At 62.9% G+C, this 16,850-nt stretch carries 15 protein-coding genes; 14 read left to right on the top strand and 1 reads right to left on the bottom strand.

Annotated features, from left to right (window positions below; all coding sequences use genetic code 11):
- Positions 1-76: 76 nt before the first annotated feature.
- Entirely contained in the window at positions 77-619 is a 543-nt protein-coding gene (locus tag V4529_03630) for a PEP-CTERM sorting domain-containing protein (protein ID MES2357414.1), read from the bottom strand.
- Positions 620-1,368: 749 nt separating this feature from the next.
- Here V4529_03630 and bamA point away from each other — a divergent pair.
- Genes bamA through murJ form a run of 14 tightly spaced genes read left to right on the top strand, consistent with a single transcriptional unit; the run spans position 1,369 to position 16,849 of the window.
- Positions 1,369-3,702, top strand: coding sequence for an outer membrane protein assembly factor BamA (gene bamA, locus V4529_03625; protein ID MES2357413.1), 2,334 nt, complete (start codon positions 1,369-1,371; stop codon positions 3,700-3,702).
- 9 nt (positions 3,703-3,711) lie between these two features.
- Positions 3,712-4,335, top strand: a complete 624-nt coding sequence (locus tag V4529_03620; GenBank protein MES2357412.1) for an OmpH family outer membrane protein — start codon at positions 3,712-3,714, stop codon at positions 4,333-4,335.
- A gap of 7 nt (positions 4,336-4,342) precedes the next feature.
- Positions 4,343-5,311: a UDP-3-O-(3-hydroxymyristoyl)glucosamine N-acyltransferase gene (gene lpxD, locus V4529_03615; protein MES2357411.1), complete on the top strand. Its 969-nt coding sequence runs from the start codon at positions 4,343-4,345 to the stop codon at positions 5,309-5,311.
- Positions 5,308-6,606 carry a bifunctional UDP-3-O-[3-hydroxymyristoyl] N-acetylglucosamine deacetylase/3-hydroxyacyl-ACP dehydratase gene (locus V4529_03610; GenBank protein ID MES2357410.1) on the top strand — a complete coding sequence of 433 codons (1,299 nt, stop codon included), beginning with the start codon at positions 5,308-5,310 and terminating at the stop codon, positions 6,604-6,606. Before lpxD ends, V4529_03610 begins: the two co-directional genes overlap by 4 nt.
- On the top strand, positions 6,603-7,379 hold the full coding sequence (gene lpxA, locus V4529_03605) for an acyl-ACP--UDP-N-acetylglucosamine O-acyltransferase (GenBank protein ID MES2357409.1): 777 nt from the start codon (positions 6,603-6,605) through the stop codon (positions 7,377-7,379). The genes V4529_03610 and lpxA overlap by 4 nt, the downstream gene beginning before the upstream one ends.
- A complete protein-coding gene (locus tag V4529_03600; GenBank protein MES2357408.1) occupies positions 7,376-8,362 on the top strand; it encodes a Gfo/Idh/MocA family oxidoreductase in 987 nt (328 codons plus the stop codon). Before lpxA ends, V4529_03600 begins: the two co-directional genes overlap by 4 nt.
- A complete protein-coding gene (gene lpxB / locus V4529_03595) occupies positions 8,355-9,464 on the top strand; it encodes a lipid-A-disaccharide synthase (protein MES2357407.1) in 1,110 nt (369 codons plus the stop codon). The genes V4529_03600 and lpxB overlap by 8 nt, the downstream gene beginning before the upstream one ends.
- On the top strand, positions 9,461-10,138 hold the full coding sequence (locus V4529_03590) for a lysophospholipid acyltransferase family protein (GenBank protein ID MES2357406.1): 678 nt from the start codon (positions 9,461-9,463) through the stop codon (positions 10,136-10,138). The genes lpxB and V4529_03590 overlap by 4 nt, the downstream gene beginning before the upstream one ends.
- The gene (gene lpxK / locus V4529_03585) at positions 10,135-11,160 is read left to right on the top strand and encodes a tetraacyldisaccharide 4'-kinase (protein MES2357405.1); all 1,026 of its coding nucleotides are present in this window, start codon (positions 10,135-10,137) and stop codon (positions 11,158-11,160) included. The genes V4529_03590 and lpxK overlap by 4 nt, the downstream gene beginning before the upstream one ends.
- Positions 11,161-11,219: 59 nt before the next feature.
- Positions 11,220-12,467, top strand: a complete 1,248-nt coding sequence (locus V4529_03580; protein ID MES2357404.1) for a Glu/Leu/Phe/Val dehydrogenase — start codon at positions 11,220-11,222, stop codon at positions 12,465-12,467.
- 21 nt (positions 12,468-12,488) lie between these two features.
- The gene (locus tag V4529_03575; GenBank protein MES2357403.1) at positions 12,489-12,947 is read left to right on the top strand and encodes a 23S rRNA (pseudouridine(1915)-N(3))-methyltransferase RlmH; all 459 of its coding nucleotides are present in this window, start codon (positions 12,489-12,491) and stop codon (positions 12,945-12,947) included.
- Complete coding sequence (locus V4529_03570; GenBank protein MES2357402.1) at positions 12,944-13,663, top strand: class I SAM-dependent methyltransferase; 720 nt, start codon at positions 12,944-12,946, stop codon at positions 13,661-13,663. Before V4529_03575 ends, V4529_03570 begins: the two co-directional genes overlap by 4 nt.
- Positions 13,660-15,201, top strand: a complete 1,542-nt coding sequence (gene bshC, locus V4529_03565) for a bacillithiol biosynthesis BshC (GenBank protein ID MES2357401.1) — start codon at positions 13,660-13,662, stop codon at positions 15,199-15,201. The genes V4529_03570 and bshC overlap by 4 nt, the downstream gene beginning before the upstream one ends.
- Positions 15,194-16,849 (top strand): murein biosynthesis integral membrane protein MurJ, encoded by a 1,656-nt coding sequence (gene murJ, locus V4529_03560; protein ID MES2357400.1) that lies wholly within the window; start codon positions 15,194-15,196, stop codon positions 16,847-16,849. The genes bshC and murJ overlap by 8 nt, the downstream gene beginning before the upstream one ends.
- Position 16,850: the final 1 nt, after the last annotated feature.

Below are 16,850 nucleotides of genomic sequence, written 5' to 3'. Positions count from 1 at the left end.
GCGCTCGGGGGGGATGAAAAAAGCGGGTGAGGCTGCATGCCTCACCCGCTTTTTCGTGTCCAGTCCTCCGACCGTCCTACTTGCGGCGATTACGGAGCAGCGGTGCCAGTCCGACGATGCCCGTGAGCAGAAGGGCAGCCGAGCCGGGTTCCGGGACCGTGCTGGCGTCCGGTACGAAGCCCTGATCGTCGTTGGGCGGCGGCGTCTCGCCGGTGGGAGCGTTGGGCCCGTTGTTCGGCGGCGGGTTGCCGTCGTTGAACGAGGGCGGGTTGCTCTGGGGCCCGGGCTGCTGGGGCGGGGTTACAGTGCCTGTGTCTGCCGGAGTCGTCGTCGTGTCGGCGGGGCTCGGTGGCGTCGCGCCGCCCGTTGGAGCGGGATCGTGCGCGCCGGGCGTCGTCGCCGAGTGGAGATTGAAGCTGGAACCGTTGTCGGACGGGTTGTGTCCGGAATGTGTGAAGGCCATGAAGAGGCCTGCTCCGGCGACAGCCCCCGCGCCGGCGATCCATCCGCGGGCATTGTGGTCGCTGCCAGTGTCGGCTGGCGCGCCCGACTGGCCGGACACTACGCTGATTGGGGCAGCAGCGATTGCTGTGGCAAGGAGGAGCTTGGCGATAGACATTGTTGTGTCCTAAGGGACTTTAGCGTAAGAGGACTGTCGGTCGGTCAGCGCCATACATTGGCAAGCGCGGGGCCACGCAGTAGCCGTCACTTTTCTGCTGTTCAGGGCCGACAATTGGGTAGTATTCCGGTTATCTCGTCCGGATACGCTTCCCGACCGGTCCATCAGGGACCCTCCTGGGGGAACATATGTACGAATTGGGGGAGGCGCCTATGCGCGGCTGCAACAGGTGTTGCGTCATCCCCGCAGCGCCCATGAAGGGGGATAAGGCGAGTTGAACCGGCTTGCTCCGCGGCGAAGAGAAGAGCGCAGAGGGCGGTGGAAACGCGAACCGCCGCTCCGGAGTGGGGAGCGGCGGTCAAAGGTGCTTGGCGTCAGTAATGAAACTGGGCGATCGTGTGGCTGGCCTTCGGGCGGGCGGGGAGTGTGCTGCTCGCGGGACGGATTGGGTCACCACGCGTGTGACACATCGTGGTGTCGGCAGCAGGAGCGCAATTCTTGAGTGATGCGGTGAACGGCGGCGGTAAAAAAATGCCGTGTGGCGCGCGCAACTTTCCTGCACCTCGTGGTGTCGTACGGACCTGATAATTGCTGCAAACTCGAGTCATGGATGGATGCGCTCAAACCGACTGCCGTGGTATATTAGAGGGATGTTCAAGTTTGCTGGGAGCCTGCTGGCCTTAGCGCTGGTAGGGCTCCCTTTGTACGCCCAGGGGGCAGATTCCACGGTCGCGGGCGGCCGATGCTCGGTGCCCGATACAATCACGGTGACGGGCAACTCGCGTGTCGACAACGCGACGGTGCGCGCCACCATAGGCCTGGTTCCCAAGACCACTCTCAACTACCGCGATGTGCAGCGCGCAGTCAAAGCGCTGTACGCAACCGGCAATTACGATGACGTTCACGTCATCTGCACTGTCGATCCAAAGACCAACAAGGCTTCGCTCGACGTACAGGTGAAGGAGCGACCCGTACTTGCGAGCATGTCGATCCACGGCGTGGATCAGGTATCGGCGAAGGATGTGAAGGAGCGCCTCGATCTTCCCATCGGAACCGCCGTCGATCCAGCGAAAGTCGCGCTCGCGATCTCGCGCACGGATTCGCTGTACGAGAGCCGCGGATTCTATCTCGCTCGAGTGCATGTCGATTCATCGCTTGCAAACGACCAGCTGACGCTGAGGTTCGACGTCACTGAAGGACGGCGTCTCGCAATTTCCGGTATAGGCGTTACGGGAAATCGCTCGGTTCCCTCGCGCGCGATTGTCGGTGCGATGGAGACCAAGCCAGAAGGGTTCTGGTGGTTTCGCAACGGCGAATTCGACGATGCAACATTCGCGGGCGATCTCACCGATCGCATTCCGTCGCTGTATGCGAGTCGCGGCTACATCGACTTCAGGCTGTTGCAGGACACCATGCGAGTGGACAAGAAGAACGGCAAGGGTGAGATCCAGCTGAACGTTCAGGATGGTCCGCGCTATACGGTGGGCAATTTCGAGATTCTCGGGAACAAGCGCTTCACACAGGAGCAGCTTCGTAACTACTTCCCGTTCGATCGCGAGGATCGCTCGCTGGCGGAGAGTGCCCTCGGTCTGTTTCACCACACGTACAAGAATCCCAAGGGCACCTTCGACGAATCTCGCTGGACCGACGCGACGGAGAAGGTGAAGGAGGCGTACAGCAACGAAGGGTACATCTACGCTGTCGTGACTCCAGTGGAGGAACGGGTTCCGTCGCAGGATTCCGTGCGCAAGGTCAACCTGCGTTGGGACATCGAGGAAAAGTCGCCGGCGATAGTGAATCGAATCGACATCGCGGGCAACGACTACACGTACGAGTCGTGCATACGCGAGCAGATCGTCATGGCGCCAGGCCAGGTGTTCAAGCGCGACTATCTGATTCGCAGCTATCAGAACATCGCGAATCTGAATTTCTTCGATTCGCCAATGCCAGAGCCCGAGGTCACGCCCGACGAGAACGGCGACGTCGACATCACGTTCAAGGTGAAGGAGAAGCGCACCGGCAACGTCAACTTCGGCGCATCGATGGGCCAGGGAACCGGTCTCGGCGGATTCATCGGTCTGGACCAGCCGAACCTGTTCGGCCGCTGCAAGCGCGCGCAGCTCAACTGGCAGTTCGGCAAGTACATCAACGATTTCAGCCTCACGTATTCCGATCCCAACATTCGCGACTCGCGCATTTCCGGATCGGTGACTGCGTACGACACCAAGACGCGCTACACCATCGCCGACCTCGGTCAGAGTACGCGCGTCGGTGGTCAGATCCAGTTCGGCTTCCCGGTTCCCAATTCATACTTCAGCCGCATCTTCCTGTCCTATGGCGGCGAGTCGGTGAAGTACGCCAATGAGCAGGGAACGCTGCTCAGCACCATCATTACGAGCTGCAAGAGCTGTTTCCGGTCGTCGCTCGGCGTGTCGTATCAGCATGACACGCGACTTGGACTTCCGTTCGCGACGCAGGGTGGATTGCAGAACTTCAGCGCCTCGTTCAACGGCGGCCCGCTCGGTGGAACCGCGAACTTCCAGAAATACACGACGGAGCTCCGCTCCTATGCGCCGCTGGCGTACATCGGCGGGAATCCGCTTGGTGGCGAGCCGATGACGATCGTGGCTGGCCTCACGGCGCGCGCAGGTGCAGTGCTGGGCGATCCGGGACCGTTCTTCTCGTCGCAGTCGTTCGCACTCGGTGGCACGCAGTACGGTGAGCCGCTGCGCGGCTATTGCGAATTTTCCATCACGCCGGCCGGATACGATCCATCGGCGTGCAACGGCAACGCCAAGACCACCTCATTCGGGAACGCGTTCTTTGTCACGACCGCGGAGCTGGGGCTCCGGGTGAATCAGTCGGTGTATCTGGATACGTTCATGGAAGGCGGTAACGTATGGCAGCGGCCGCGGGACTTCGATCCCACGCGCCTCTTCCGCAGTGTAGGCGTGGGCGGCTCAGTGGTGAGTCCGCTCGGCCCTCTTGGTGTCGACTTCGCGTACGGCCTGGACAGGGTCGACGCGCAGGGGCACTCTAACCCGGGGTGGAAAGTCCACTTCAAACTTGGACAGTACTTCTAGGAAAACATGATGAGCAAATGGATGCACTCCGCGATGTTTGCGGCAGCGACACTCGCACTCGCTCCTTCGGCATTCGCACAGGCGACGCCGCTCAAGCTGGCCTATATCAACTCCCAGAAGATCCTCGCGGAAGCGCCGGGTCGGGCGGAGGCCGAGTCGACGTACAACAAGGAGATGGCGACAGCGCGGGCGCAGCTGCAGCAGATGGACGACTCGCTCAAGGGGATGGTCGCGACCTATGAAAAGGACGCGCCTGGCCTGGACAGCGCACGCAAGGAAGCGCGCGGCAAGACGATCCGCGACACGGAAGCCGCGTTCACGCAGCGCGCGCAGGATCTGAACAACCAGATGCAGCAGCGCCAGGCAGATCTGGCACGACCGCTCATGGATCAGGTGTCACAGGTGCTCGATCAGGTCCGCTCGCAGGGCGGCTACAGCATGATCTTTGACGTCGGGGCTCAGGGCAGTGCACTGGTCTCGGCAGACAAGTCGCTCGATCTCACCGATATGGTTCTCGCAAAGCTCAAGGCGCTTGGTCCGCCGAAGACAGGGGCCACGCCAGCGACCACCACGTCCGCGAAGCCACTCGGACCAGCACAGAAGCCGGCGGGCGTGACGCGTCCAAAGCCGTGATGACGCGATGGCGCTGACTGCACGGGAAATCGCGCAGCTCGTCGGTGGCGAGTTGCGCGGTGACCCGGAGTCTGCGGTGGATGGCGTGGCTGCGCTCGACAGGGCGGGGCCACGCCACGCTACTTTTCTGGCCTCGGCTCGCTACTCCGAGCAACTGGCGGAATGTCACGCCGGGATTGTGCTCGTTGCCCGCGAACTGGCTGACGCAACATGCGGCGCGCCGAGCAGAATCGTCGTCGAGAGGCCGCACGAGGCGTTGCAGACAATACTTCCCCTGCTGTACGACCTTGCGCCAGCGGAACCGTGGATCGCACCTACCGCGCGGATTGGACACGGCGTGCAACTTGGCGCCGGCGTCCGTATCGAAGACTACGTGGTGCTGGGCGACGGGGTGAAGATTGGCGATGGCACGCGGCTGTATCCGCATGTGACGGTATACAGCGGCGGCGAGATCGGTGCGCGGTGCGCGATCCATTCTGGTGTACGTATCGCGAGTGACGGCTTTGGATACGTGTTCCGAAACGGCCGGCACGAAAAGATTCCGCACGTGGGACGCTGCATAATTGGTGACGACGTGGAGATCGGCGCGAATACGACGATCGATCGCGGCAGCATCGACGACACGGTAATCGGCGCCGGCACGCGCATCGACAACCTCGTGCAGATTGGACACAACGTGCGAATCGGATCGTTGTGTCTGCTGATGTCGCAGGTCGGCATAGCAGGCTCGGCGCACATCGGCAACGGCGTCATCATCGCGGGGCAGGCCGGTATCGGCGGCCACGTGACGATCGGCGACGGTGCGCGCATCGCCGGCCAGGCGGGCGTATTCGGAGACGTTCCGGCCGGCGAATCGTGGTCCGGCTATCCCGCGCGCCCGCACCGCGAATCATTGCGCGCGACTGGCGCGCTGTTCAAACTGACTGGTATAATCAGGAAATTGGAGAAGCTTGTTGACGACAAGGCGCCCGCATGACGCGGCGCACAGTATCAGCACCGGCGCGGATCGCCGGCGTGGGGCTGCATCTGGGTCAGCCTTGCGAGCTCACGTTCAGACCTGCGGCTGCTGGAGAGGGAATCAGGTTCCGGCGCGTCGATCTTGCAGACAAGCCTGTAATTCCGGCCCGGGTGGACCAGGTTACGGCGACCGAGCGACGGACACAGCTCGGGAGCGGCGCGGCAGCGATCCACACGGTCGAGCACGTCCTCTCCGCGGTGGCTGCTCTCGAGATCGACGATCTCATGATCGACATGAGCGGGCCTGAGCCGCCGATTCTCGATGGCAGCGCAGCTCCATTCTATGATGCATTGATCGGGGTGGGGATCGAGGAGCTTCCGGGCGAACCGGAATATCTCACGCTGACCGAGCCGCTTCGGGTAATCGACGGGAATTCGGTGTACGAGGCGCATCCCGCGAACGAGCTGTTGCTGGACGTGACGATCGAATTTCCGCATCCGGTTATCGGACGCCAGTCGGCTCGCTATGTTGTTGGGCGGGAGAGCTATCGCGATCAGATGGCCGCGGCGCGGACGTTCGGCTTTCTCAACGAAGTCGAAGATCTGCGCGCGAAGGGTCTGATCCAGGGCGCATCCACCGACAATGCAGTAGTTCTTGACGACATTGGCGTCGTCGCGAACGTGTTGCGCTGGGACGACGAGTTTCTGCGCCACAAGGCGCTGGACTGTGTGGGTGACCTCGCGCTGGTCGGCTCGCGCGTGAAGGCGCGAATCGTCGCGGTGCGGCCGAGTCATCGCGGTACGGTGACGCTGGTTCGGGAAATGGTGCGCGCGGGAAGGCGTTCCAGATCAACAGAGCAAGGAGCGAAGAGCATGGCTGGCACGATGTCGATTGAAGAGATCATGAAGGTCCTTCCGCACCGGTATCCCTTTCTTCTCATCGATCGAATACTCGAGATCGAGGGGAAGCAGCGAATCGTCGGGATGAAGAACGTCACGATCAACGAGCCATTTTTTCAGGGACACTTTCCCGGCCATCCCATCATGCCGGGTGTGCTGATAATAGAGGCGATGGCTCAGGTCGGCGGAATGTTGCTGATGGGCGGACTGGAGGAGACGGAGCAGAAAGTCGTGTACTTCATGTCGCTCGACAACGTTCGCTTCAGGAAGCCGGTCCGGCCAGGCGATCAGATTCGCTTCGAGCTGGACGTGATCCAGATCCGCGGGGCTGTCTGCAAGATGCGCGGCGTAGCGAAGGTCGACGGCGAGCTGGTAGCCGAGGCCGAGATGGCTGCGATGGTGCGCGATAGATGACGGCGAAAATTCATCCGAGCGCGATCGTTTCGCCCTCCGCGGAGCTCGGGGACGGCGTCGAGATCGGACCGTTCGCAATCGTTGGCGAGGATTGTGTGATCGGCGACGGCTGCGTGATATCGGCGCGTGCCAGCCTCGAGCGCTACGTGATACTCGGCAAGAACGTGAAGATCGGAGTCGGGACGGTTCTCGGCAGCGACCCGCAGGATCTCAAGTTCAAGGGCGAGCGGACGACAGTCGAGATCGGCGACAATACGGTTGTGCGCGAGTACAGCACGATCAATCGCGGAACGTCGCAGTCGTTCAAGACGAGTGTCGGTCCTAACAGCTTCGTGATGTCGTATGTGCATCTGGCGCACGACTGTCATATCGGCGAGGGCGTCGTTCTCGCGAACATGGTGCAGCTTGCGGGCCACGTGACGGTGGAGGATCGCGTCATCCTTTCGGGCGTGACGGCGGTTCATCAGTTCACGCGAATCGGGCGCAACGCGATAGTTGGCGGCTGCTCACGTGTGTCGAAGGACGTGCCGCCGTTCGTCAAGGCGGTCGGCAATCCGATGAAGCTGTACGGACTGAATTCGGTCGGACTGCGCCGGAACGGGTTCTCGGCGGAGACGATTCTCGAGTTGAAGCGCGCCTATAGGCTGTTGTTCCGATCGGAGCTCAATCTCGCGCAGGCGGTCGAGCGGGTCATGGCGGAGGTGGAGCAGATTCCCGAAGTGATACAGCTCGTGCAGTTCGTGGAATCGAGCCAGCGCGGGGTCGCCATTTGAAGCCACTGCGCATTGGTGTAGTCGGAGCCGGCGCGCTCGGCTATCATCATGTTCGATTGTTGCGTCAGATGCCCGAGTTCCGATTGTCGGGATTCGTGGAGGAGCGGCCGGAGCGCGCCGCGCAGGTGTCATCCGAGCTGGAGGTTCCCAGTTACAGCGATCTGGAGACTCTGCTCGACGACGTCGATGCGGTGACGATCGTCGTTCCGACACCGCGGCACTTCGCGGTAGCGAGCAAGGCGCTGGAGCGCGGCAAGCACGTGCTGATCGAGAAGCCAATCACGGCGACCGTCGAAGAAGCAGACGCGCTGCTTGAAATCGCGCAGCGGACGGGTGCGGTCGTGCAGACGGGGCACGTGGAGCGATTCAATCGTGCGATACGTGCTGCGCTGCCCTACGTGAGCAATCCGCGCTTCATCGAGAGCGACCGGTTGGCGCCGTTCAACATTCGCGGATCGGATGTCGCCGTCGTGCTCGACCTGATGATTCACGACATCGATCTGATTCTGACGCTCGTCAATTCCCATGCGGGAAACATCGCCGCGGTGGGAATCCCCGTGCTCACGCAGACGGTGGACATTGCAAATGCGCGCATCACGTTCGACTCCGGCGCGGTGGCCAACATCACCGCGAGCCGCATCTCGCGAGAGCGATTCCGCAAGGTGCGAATCTTCCAGCCGAGTGGCTATCTCTCGCTCGATCTTGGAGCGGGCAATGGTGAATTCTTTCGATTGAAGAAGGCTGGCGATCTGCACGCGCTCGTCGCGAGCGGGACGACGCCGGATCTCGCGGACTTCGTTGAGCGTATCGCACTGGAGGCGCCGGAAGGGGAGCCGCTCAAGCTCGAGTTCGAGAGTTTCGCGGCGGTACTCAACGGCAGCGCACCGCTGGTGGTGAGTGGTGCCGCGGGTCGTCGGGCGCTGGAAGTCGCGCTGAGGATCGTGGGCGACATCGAGCGCAACGCCCCGTCTATCGGTGCGTGAAGTTCTTTTCGTCGCCGGAGAGGCGTCCGGCGACATGCACGCGGGCAGCGTCGCGGCGCGGCTGCGAGAGATCCGTCCCGATCTGGCGACCGCGGGCGTAGGTGGCGCGCACATGCGCGCGAGCGGCGTCGAGATAACGCGGGATTACGCCGAGCTCGCGGTGATGGGATTCGTCGAGGTCGTAAGGCACATACCGAAGCACGCCGCGCTGTTGCGTCAGCTTCGAGCGCGCCTGGCCACCGGAAACGTCGCGGTGGTCGTCCTGATCGACTATCCCGGGTTCAACATGAAGGTTGCAGCGGCCGCGCGTGAGGCGGGTGTGCCTGTGCTGTACTATGTCACGCCGCAGGTATGGGCGTGGGGTGCAGGGCGGCTACCGAAGCTCGCCAGGCTCGTGACAAAGGCTGCCGTGATCCTTCCCTTCGAAGCCCCGTTGCTCGCGGGCTACGGAATCGACACGACGTTCGTAGGTCACCCGTTGCTGGATCGCGCGCAAAATCTGCCGACGCGCGCGCAAGCTCGCGAGCGGCTCGGAATCGGTCCCGATGAGCAGGTGCTCGCGTTGTTTCCGGGTAGTCGGGAACAGGAGATAGCGCGTCACTTTGCTCCATTCATAGAGAGCGGACGTGAGCTGGCGCGCCGACACCCGGGCCTTCGCGTCATCGTCCACGGTGCGCCGACCGTGAATCTGGATGCGCTGGAGTGTCCATTCGAAATCGTGCGCGGCGCGTCGTTCGACGTGTTCCGTGCTGCCGACGTCGCGCTCTGCAAGAGTGGGACGACGACGCTCGAGGCGGCGATCGCGCAGTGCCCCATGGCTGTCGCGTATCGCACCGGCGGGCTTTCATATGCAATTGCGCGGCGTGTGGTCAAGATACCGTACATCGGGCTTGTCAACGTCGTCGCGGGACGCGAAGTTGCGCGCGAGTTCGTGCAGGGAGCATTGCAGCCGATGGCGGTGGCGACGGAGCTCGGACGATTGCTGGATGACGCAGCGTACCGCGAGGTGCAGCGTGAGGGGCTGATCGAAGTCAGAAACCAGCTCGGTACCCCCGGTGCTGCCGGTCGCGTGGCGGAGATGATCTCGGGGCTGGCGGGATGAGTGAGCCCGCGCCCGAGCGGAGTCGGCTGACTGGGATTCAGCGGCTGGCCGTGGCACTCGGCCCCGCGTTGCTGCGCATGTTGTACTGGACGTGGCGGGTGAGCGAAGTGAACGACGCCGGCTGGCGCGCGCTGCGCGCCCAGGGACATCCTTTCGTGTTTGCACTGTGGCACGGCCAGCTGTTGCCGTTGACAGTGCAGCACAGGTCCCAGGGGATAAAGGTATTGATCAGCGAGCATCGCGACGGTGAGTTGATCGCGCGGATCACTGCGAGTCTGGGATTCGGGTCCATACGTGGATCGACGACGCGCGGTGCAACTCGCGCATTGCTCGCGATGTGCGACGCGCTGACGACAGGGAGTGAGGTAGCGGTTACGCCCGACGGCCCACGCGGGCCGGCGCGGAAATTCGCGAGCGGGGCAGTCGTCGCCGCCCAACGTGCCGGCGCGCCGATAGTCACTGTCGGCGTTGCGGCATCCCGCGCATGGCATCTGCGCAGCTGGGACCGGTTCATGATTCCGAAGCCGTTCGCCCGGCTCACTTTCGTGTACGGCGATCCCACGTACGTGAATGCGAGCGACTCGCGCGGCGCGGCGATGCAGGGTGAGACGTTCGAGGCGTCACTGAACGCGGTGGTCGCGACAGCGCAGGCGCTCGATCAGGAACGTCGATGACCGTCGGCGAGCTATGGTACGGAAGATCTTTTCGCGCGCGACTGATGCGCGCGGTCGTGACGCCGCTGTCATGGCTTTATGGCGCTGTGGTCGCAACAAGGAACGCGTTGTATGACCGCGGCGCATTGCGCGTACACCCGGCATCGATTCCGACTATCAGTGTTGGGAATGTCACTGTGGGCGGCACTGGCAAGACGCCGTTCAGCGCCTATCTGGTTGGCGAGCTGATCTCGGCCGGGCACCGTCCCGCGGTTGTGATGCGTGGCTACGGCGACGACGAAGTGCATCTCCATGGACGAATGAATCCCGGAGTTGCGGTGATTACGGGGGCCGACCGTGCTGCGGGAATCAGCGCGGCTGCAGCGGGCGGGGCCGACGTCGTCGTACTGGACGACGGCTTTCAGCACCGCAGGGCGTCGCGCGATCTCGATGTAGTGCTGGTGAGCGCAGAGAGCTGGCGCAACGATCTGCGATTGCTTCCTGCGGGACCATTGCGGGAGTCGCTGCGGTCGCTGGACCGTGCGGACTTCATCGTCATCACGCAGAAGAGCGCGACCAGCGAGCAGGCGGGTGATGTGATGCGGGCTATTCGAGCCGAGCATCCCGATGCTGACTTCGCAATAGCAGCGCTGCAACCGGACGCGCTGGTCCGTGCGTCGGATGCGGAGTCGATGGTGCTCGACAAGCTTCGCGGCGAGCGAGTGCTCGCGGTGGCTGGAATCGGTGATCCGGCCAGCTTCTTCGCGCAACTGCGGAAACTTGGCGCCGATGTGACGGAGCTGCGTTTTCGCGACCATCACGGCTACATCGCTTCGGACGCTGCGCGGATCGTGAGCGAATCGCGAGGTCACAAATATGTTGTCACGACGGAAAAGGACGCGGTGAAGCTGACGAGGGTCTGGCCTGCGAACGGAGTGGAGCTTTGGTATCTTTCACAGGCTGTGCGCCTGACGGAGGGATACTCTCTCGTCGCGTCAGCTCTCGCGAATTTATTCAAACGAGCCACTTCAATCGCTGAATAATGGCCACCGATCACCGTCTTTCGACTCATAAAATCGTCCACCCGGACAAGGACCCGGTTTTGAACGAGGAAAATCCATTCGACGCGATGATGTCGCGTTTTGACCGTGCCGCAGAGCTGCTCGATCTGGAGCCTGGCATCTACAAGATTCTTCGCAATCCGGAGAAGCAGATAACCGTGTCGTGCCCGGTCGTTCTGGACAACGGAGAGGTCGAGGTCTTCACTGGTCACCGCGTGCTCTACAACACGTCACGCGGGCCGGGCAAGGGCGGCATTCGTTTCGACATGCACGTCACGCTCGAGGAAGTGAAGGCGCTCGCCGCGTGGATGACGTGGAAGTGTGCTGTCGTGAACATTCCGTTCGGTGGTGCGAAGGGTGGCGTAGTCTGCGATCCGCTCAAGATGAGCGTAGGCGAGCTCGAGCGCCTGACTCGGCGGTACACGAATGGAATCATCCAGACGCTCGGACCGGACTCGGACGTTCCTGCGCCCGATGTGAATACGAACGAGCGCGTGATGGCCTGGGTGATGGACACGTACTCGATGCACGTCGGTCACACGACGACCGCGGTCGTGACGGGCAAGCCGGTCGAGATGGGTGGCTCACTTGGACGACGCGAGGCAACGGGGCGTGGCTGCACGATCGTGACGACGGATGCGCTGGAGCACCTCGGCATGCACGTGAGCAAGTCCACGATCGCGGTTCAGGGCTTCGGCAACGTTGGATCGACCGCTGCGAAGCTGCTTCAGGAGTCCGGAGCGAAGATCGTCGCGATCGGCGATCGCGATGCAGCGTTCCACAACGCGAACGGTATCAAGGTCCAGGAGGCGATTGCATATGTGCAGAAGCACAAGTCGCTCAAGGGATTCAAGGGTGGCGACGCAATCAGCGGTGCCGAGCTGCTCACGCTCGACGTGGATGTACTGCTGCCGGCAGCGCTGGAGAGCGTGATCACGACCAAGAACGCGCACGACATTCGCGCGAAGGTAGTTTGCGAAGGCGCCAACGGGCCGACCACCGCAGCGGCCGATTCGATTCTCGACGAGAAGGGGATCTTCGTCATCCCCGACATTCTCGCGAATGCCGGCGGAGTGACTGTGTCGTACTTCGAGTGGGTGCAGGATCGCGGTGGCTACTTCTGGGATGAGAAGACCGTAAACGACCGTCTCACGGAGATCATGCGTCGCAGCTTCGCGGATGTTCTTGCGCTGTCCAAGACGCACAAGGTGAACATGCGCACTGCTGCGTACATGCTTTCGATCAGCCGTGTTGCGGCTGTGCATCGCCTGCGGGGCATCTACTCCTAACGTTCCGTACGAGTGCGTGTGATGATCGCCGCGGTCGGGCACCCGAAGGACAGGGCGCTCGCCGCGGCGATTCTCGACTATGAGACCCGCGCAGCGCGGTACTGGCCGATCGAAGTCGTCGAGGTGAAGGCAGAGCGTGCCGACAATGCAAGCACGTCGGCGAGTGTACGCGCTCGCGAGGGAGATCGCATCCGCGCGAGAGTTGGCGATGTCGCAACGAAGGTTGCGTGCGACACGAGCGGGCAATCGATGTCATCCGAGCGTTTTGCCGCGTGGCTACAGGGAGAGCGGGAAGCTGCACGTGATGTCGTCTTCATGATTGGCGGTGCATTCGGGCTGGACGACAGTCTGCGCGATGGGGCGAACATCCGGTTGTCGCTGGCGCCGTGGACGCTGCCGCACGAGCTTGCCCGGCTCGTGCTCGCGGAGCAGCTGTATCGCGCAGGCACGATCGTCCGCGGCGAGCCATACCACAAATGAGCGAGTGGTTCACGCGGTGGTTCGGCAAGGAGTACCTCGATCTGTATCCACACCGGGACGAACACGAAGCGCGTTCGGTGGTTCGGCTCATCAGAAACATGGTTTCTCCCGACCCGGCGGGGCGTGCGCTGGACCTGGCATGCGGGTCCGGTCGTCACACGAGGGCGTTGTGCCAGCACATCTGGACAGTGGGGCTGGATCTGTCAATGGAGTTGCTGGAGGTGGCGAAGTCGGAGGCGCCGGAAGTGCCGTACGTCCGGGCCGACATGAGGATACTGCCATTCGCCGGAGCCAGCTTTGATCTTGTTGTCAATCTTTTCACGAGCTTCGGCTACTTTTCTTCGGATGACGAAAACCGCGTGGTGCTGTCCGAAGTGAACCGCGTTCTACGGCCTGACGGAGTATTCGTGCTGGACTATCTCAACTCGGATCAGGTGCGTGCGACGCTCGTTCCGCACGACACGCGCCGCATCGGGAACCGCGTCGTGACGCAGGACCGACGGATCAGCGCCGATGGCCTTTACGTCGAGAAGGACATTTCCGCAGCAGGGTCGCCGCGGAAATATCTCGAGCGAGTGCGACTCTTCGAGCCGGACGATCTTCGATGTCTGCTACACGATGCTGGGTTCCCGGTCGATCACGAGCTGGGGGAGTATTCCGGTGCGCCGCTCAGCACCGATAGCTCCAGGGCGATCTTCTTCGCGCACCGTTCATGATACGCGCGATATCCCGGCCAATCGGCGGATCGCCGCTCGCGCGCAACGCGCTCGCTGGCGCGCTGCCAGAGTGGTATGGCGCCAGGTTGAGCAATGCCGCCGCGTGGAATGCCGCGGCATCGCAAACCGCGAATGATTTCCAGCAGCGGTCGTGGCTCGGAGATCTGCTGCCGGCGTTCGCTCCGTCGGGCATTGCTGCCGACCGCTTGCGGACTGCGTCCGAATCAGGCGGCTTTGTCGTGACGGGAGGGCAACAGCCCGGTCTGTTCGGCGGTCCGCTCTACGTGTTGCACAAGGCCGTGACACTTCTCGAGATGGCTGATGCACTCGCGGCAATCACAGGACGTCCGGTCGCGCCCGTATTCTGGGCAGCCACCGACGATGCTGACCTGGTGGAAGCGAATCACGTCTCGGTCGTGCGTCACGGCAAGCTCGAGCTGCTATCCATGTCGCCCGATAGCGTGTCGGGACGCTCGATGGCTGACACGCCGCTGGGCGATGTCACCGCGCAGATCCAGCGGTTGGAGGAGGCCAGCGGATCTGCACCGGATCAGCGCGTACTCGAAGCGGTTCGGAATGCCTACGCGCCTCAAGCTACCGTTGGAAGCTCATACGTCGTCCTGTTGCGCGCGTTGCTCGAGCCGCTCGGCGTCGCGGTGCTCGACGCATCGCACGCGGCGGTACGGGATGCCGGACACGATACGATCCTTCGCGCCCTCCGTAGTGCCGATGACGCCGCCGCGGCGCTACACACGCGTACGAGGGCGATCGTCGACGCGGGATTTCATCCGCAGGTAGCCGCCGTCCCGAACCTGTCGCTCGTTTTCGAAACGCTGGAGGACGGTACTCGCCGGCGCGTTCCGCTCCGTGCAGCCCGGCAGATCGCCGACGATGCAAGCGCGGGGCGGCTTGGTCCGAACGTGTTGCTGCGACCGATCATCGAGCGACAGATACTTCCAACTGTCACGTATGTCGGTGGCCCGGGCGAGGTCGCGTATTTCGCGCAGGTATCAGCTGTCGCTGATGCGCTCGGCGTGGTCCAGCCGAGAATCTCACCCAGGTGGAGTGGAACTCTGCTGGAAGAGCACGTGGAGAGCATGCTCGCGCGACTGGACGCGAGCATCGACGATTTCGCCGATCCGCATGCGGTCGAGAGCCGAGTCGCGCGCGAGGGGATTTCAGAACCGGTACGCGATGCCATGGATTCGCTGCGGCGTGCGCTCGAGTCGAGCAGCGACGCGATGCGCCGGGATGCGCAGACGAATGACGCATTGTCGCGATCGGTCGGAACGATGCGCGCGGGTGTGGAGCATCGGCTGGCGCGGCTGGAACGTCGCTACGCGGCGGCGATCAAGCAGATCGGGTCTGAGAGATTGCACGACGTCGCAGCTGTTCGCGCATCACTCTTTCCGGGCGGATCTCCGCAGGAGCGGGCCCTGAGCTTCGTTCCATTCCTCGCGCGATATGGAAACGCGGTGATCGATGCGGCGCGGGCGGGCGCGAGGACGCATGTTGCCAGCTTGATACACGGTGGCTGAGGAGCAGACCGGACAGGCAGCGTTTCTTGTCGGGGCCGGTATCTTTGCGAGCAAGCTCGCCGGCCTCGTTCGGCAGCGCGTTTTCGCGCACTATCTCGGTGCGTCACTCGCCAATGATGCATTTCAGGGCGCGTTCCGGATTCCGAACATGCTTCAGAATCTGTTCGGCGAAGGCGTGCTCTCGGCGTCGTTCATTCCGGAGTATGCCGGCACGCTGGCGCGTGGCGAGAAGCGTGAGGCAGCCGAACTAGCCGGCGCAGTGTTCACTGCGCTGGCGCTGGTCGCGTCGCTGATCGTTCTCATCGGTGTCCTTGCAGCGCCGCAACTGGTTGGGATCCTGGCCGGCGGAGGCAGCACGCTCAGTCAGATCGTGCACCCGTTCGCGCGATTCCTTCCGTCGTCGTTCATTCAGTGGCTGGCCGTCACGGGCGCGACTCCGGAGGAGGACGCGCTCACGACGACGCTCGTCCGGATCCTGTTTCCCGGCGCCGGCCTGCTCGTATTTTCCGCGTGGTGCCTGGGAGTTCTCAACGCGCATCGCAAGTTCCTGCTGTCGTACATGGCGCCGCTGGCGTGGAACGCGGTGATAATCGGTGCGCTGCTCGTCTACGGGTCACATCGCACGGCGCCGGATCTTGTCGTGGCAGTCGCGTGGGCGTCTGTGCTTGGCAGCGCTGCGCAGTTCATGGTCCAGCTTCCGACGCTGCGACGGGTCGCGCCGGCCATCGTTCCGAATTTCAAATTCGGTCTGCCCGGTGTGCGGCGAGTGTTCAAACAGTTCACGTCGGCCTTTCTCAGCCGCGGCGTGGTGCAGATCAGCGCGTTCATCGATCTTGCGCTTGCATACCATCTGCCGATAGGAACCGTGTCGTCGCTGGCGTACGCGCAAACGCTGTACATACTTCCGGGAAGCCTGTTCGGAATGTCGGTGTCCGCGGCGGAGCTGCCGGCAATGTCCAGCGCACTTGGCACGCCGGAGGAGATCGCAGCACAGCTTCGCGTGCGACTCAACGCCGGCATGGAGCGCATCGCCTTTTTCATCGTCCCGTGCGTGATCGGATTCCTCGCTCTGGGCGACATCGTGACCGGCGCGTTCCTCCAGACAGGCGCATTCAAGCGCGCCAACACGGTCTGGGTATGGGAGATTCTCATCGGATCGACCGTCGGGCTGCTCGCGTCCACGCTCGGACGTCTCGATTCATCGACCTATTACGCGCTGCGCGATACCAGGACCCCGCTCAAGTTCGCGATCATCCGTATCGCGCTGACTACCGTGCTGGGCGTCATCTTCGCGTTCCAGCTCCCAGGCTGGCTCGGTCTCGATCCAAAGCTCGGTGCGGCCGGTCTCACCGCGTCGGCGGGCATCGCGGGGTGGGTCGAGTTCATTCTGCTGCGGCGCGGCCTTACGAAGCGTATTGGACGGACCGGGCTCTCCGTGCGCTATGTGGTGAAACTGTGGATCGCCGGGCTCGGTGCGGCTGCGCTGGGCACGCTGGGCCGGTTCCTGGTACCCACGTCGCGCCCGCTGGTGCTGGCTGCGATCTCGCTCTCGGCGTTTGCGCTCGGGTACGCGGTATTCACCGTCGCTCTCCGCATTCCCGAAGCGTTGATGTTGGCGTCGAAACTGCGGCGGCGTTCGGGCGTATAAC

The organism is Gemmatimonadota bacterium (assembly GCA_040388625.1).
In the GTDB taxonomy this organism is placed as follows: domain Bacteria; phylum Gemmatimonadota; class Gemmatimonadetes; order Gemmatimonadales; family Gemmatimonadaceae; genus Fen-1247.
Note: the sequence above shows the minus strand (reverse complement) of the source record. Positions and strands in the feature narration are given on the sequence as shown.